At 66.1% G+C, this 2,554-nt stretch carries 2 protein-coding genes; both read left to right on the top strand.

All coding sequences use genetic code 11. From position 1 onward, the window contains the following. Positions 1-123: 123 nt before the first annotated feature. Complete coding sequence (locus ACQR1D_RS31870; RefSeq protein ID WP_315805877.1) at positions 124-999, top strand: tyrosine-type recombinase/integrase; 876 nt, start codon at positions 124-126, stop codon at positions 997-999. Between the two features lie 12 nt (positions 1,000-1,011). Next, positions 1,012-2,211 (top strand): IS91 family transposase, encoded by a 1,200-nt coding sequence (locus ACQR1D_RS31865; RefSeq protein ID WP_434840545.1) that lies wholly within the window; start codon positions 1,012-1,014, stop codon positions 2,209-2,211. Positions 2,212-2,554: the final 343 nt, after the last annotated feature.

Below are 2,554 nucleotides of genomic sequence, written 5' to 3'. Positions count from 1 at the left end.
AGGACTAAACCGCTCGCGCGGTAGGGCACGACGGCCGGCAGCACGGCTGAGAGGATAGCGCAGCGAGGCGTCCTGTCTTGAGATGAGGGGTTCGCAACCTTCACCCAAGACAGGAGCATCCCCATGACCGACGAGGCCATGAGCCCGTTGCGGCGGCGCATGATCGAAGACATGACGATCCGCAAGTTCGCGCCCAAGACCCAACATGACTACGTGCAACGGGTCAAGGACTTCGCAGCCTTCCTCGGACGATCGCCGGATCTGGCCAGCTTCGAGGACGTGCGCCGCTATCAGCTCCATCTGGCATCGCGCGGCGTCGGCGGGCCGACCATCAACCAGACGGTCTCGACCTTGCGGTTCTTCTTCAAGGTCACGCTGCGGCGTCACGAGATCGTCGAGCACACCCACTTCATCCACCAGCCGCGCAAGCTGCCGGTGGTGCTGAGCGTGGAGGAAGTGGCGCGGCTGCTCGATGCGGCACCCGGGCTCAAATACAAGGCGGCGCTCAGCGTGGCCTATGGCGCCGGCCTCCGTGCCAACGAGGTCGTCTCGCTCAAGATCTCCGATATCGACAGCAAGCGCATGATCATCCGCGTCGAGCAGGGCAAGGGCGGCAAGGACCGCAATGTCATGCTGTCGCCGAGCCTGCTCGACCTGCTGCGCGCCTGGTGGAGGGCGGCCCGTCCCCAGGGCTGGCTATTCCCAGGGCGTGACCCGGCGCAGCCGATGACGACGCGCCAGCTCAATCGTGCTTGTCATGCCGCGGCCCAGGTGGCCGAGATTCACAAACGCGTGTCGCTGCATACCTTGAGGCACAGCTTCGCCACCCACCTGCTCGAGCAGAACATCGACGTGCGCGTGATCCAGGTGCTGCTCGGTCATGCCAAGCTCGATACGACCGCGCTCTATACACGGGTCGCCACCAAGACGATCAGCGAGGTCATGAGCCCGCTGGAGCACATCGCGATCAAGCTGAAGGAGACCCGGCCGCCCGGCTGACGCGGGGCCTGCGTGTCTCGTCCGGCTCTGGAGGTTGCGGATATCTTCCGCGACCATGGTCCGGCATGGCGTCAGGCCCATGCCGGCCATGTCAGCCTCAACCAGTTGAAGGTGATGTCGGCGATCGAGAGCTGCCGCACGGCAGCGCTCGGCGGCCATGTCGCGCGCTGCGAGGACTGCGCCTACACGTCCATCGCCTACAACTCCTGCCGCAACCGGCACTGCCCGAAGTGCCAGGGCGCCGCGGCGAAGCAGTGGCTCGCCGATCGCCGAGCCGAGTTGCTGCCGGTGCCGTATTATCACGTCGTGTTCACACTGCCGGCTCGGATCGCCGACATCGCCTACCACAACAGGACCGCCATCTACGATCTGCTGTTCAAGGTCTCGGCCGAGACGATGCTGACGGTCGCCGCCGACCCGAAGCATCTCGGCGCCAGGATCGGCATCACGTCCGTGCTGCACACCTGGGGCTCGGCCATGACCCACCACCCGCATGTGCACATGATCGTGCCGGGCGGCGGCATCTCGCCCGACGGCCAGCGCTGGGTGTCCTGCCGGCCGGGCTTCTTCCTGCCGGTGCGCGTGCTCTCACGCCTGTTCCGGCGGCTATTCCTGGAGCGCCTCGCCGCCCTCCACCAGGCCGGGCGCCTGAGCTTCTTCGGCAACGACGCCCATCTCGCCGGAGCACGATCATTCGCCGCATGGCTTGCAGCGTCGCGCAAGACGGAATGGGTCGTCTATGCCAAGCGTCCGTTCGGCGGCCCTGAAGCCGTGCTCGCCTATCTGTCGCGCTATACCCACCGCGTCGCCATCGCCAACAGACGCCTGATCGCCTTCGACCAGCACGGCGTCACCTTCAGGTGGAAGGACTACCGCGTCGAGGGCCGCGACCGTCAAAAGCGGATGACGCTCGCGACAGACGAGTTCATCCGCCGCTTCCTCATCCACGTGCTGCCAAAGGGCTTCCACCGCATCCGCCACTACGGGCTGCTTGCGCGGGGAACCTGCGCCGACAACGTCGCACGCGCGCGCGAGCTGCTCGCTGTCAAGGATCGCGAGGATGAGCCGACCGAGACCACCGTCGACACGGCCAAGCCGCGCTGTCCATGCTGTGGCGGCCGCATGATCGTCATCGAGGTCTTTGAGCGAGGCGCAACGCCGCGTCACCGATCGACCGCACCAACCAGCGCCATCAGGATCGACACGTCGTGACCGCGCAACCGCCATTCTGCAAAGTTGCTCGCAGTGCCCGCCGCTCATCGATCGGCCACGGCGGAGCGCACGCAGGCTTTCCTCTTTCGTCGCCGATCGGCCGACATTTGATTGCGTTCGACGCAGCCTACCGCTCATTCATCGGCCGCGTCGCCGTCGCGCAGCTCGCTGCACCGGCTCAAACCAAATCGGCCAGCTCGCCTGCAGCGCTCAAATCCCCATAGAGCCCGCCGCACCGGTCCTGCCCACCATGCGCGGTTTCCTCCCTTGGAGGCTTTCGGACGCCGGCCGCCCGAATATGCCGCGCCGTCAATCATGCGGCCGGCATCCGAAACCCTTCACA

The sequence above is a fragment of the Bradyrhizobium sp. HKCCYLRH2047 genome, from assembly GCF_051168175.1.
In the GTDB taxonomy this organism is placed as follows: domain Bacteria; phylum Pseudomonadota; class Alphaproteobacteria; order Rhizobiales; family Xanthobacteraceae; genus Bradyrhizobium.
Note: the sequence above shows the minus strand (reverse complement) of the source record. Positions and strands in the feature narration are given on the sequence as shown.

Bases quoted from the DNA above. Each gene is read 5' to 3' on its own strand.
- ACQR1D_RS31870 (WP_315805877.1), top strand. From the start codon at position 124: ATGACCGACGAGGCCATGAGCCCGTTGCGGCGGCGCATGATCGAAGAC.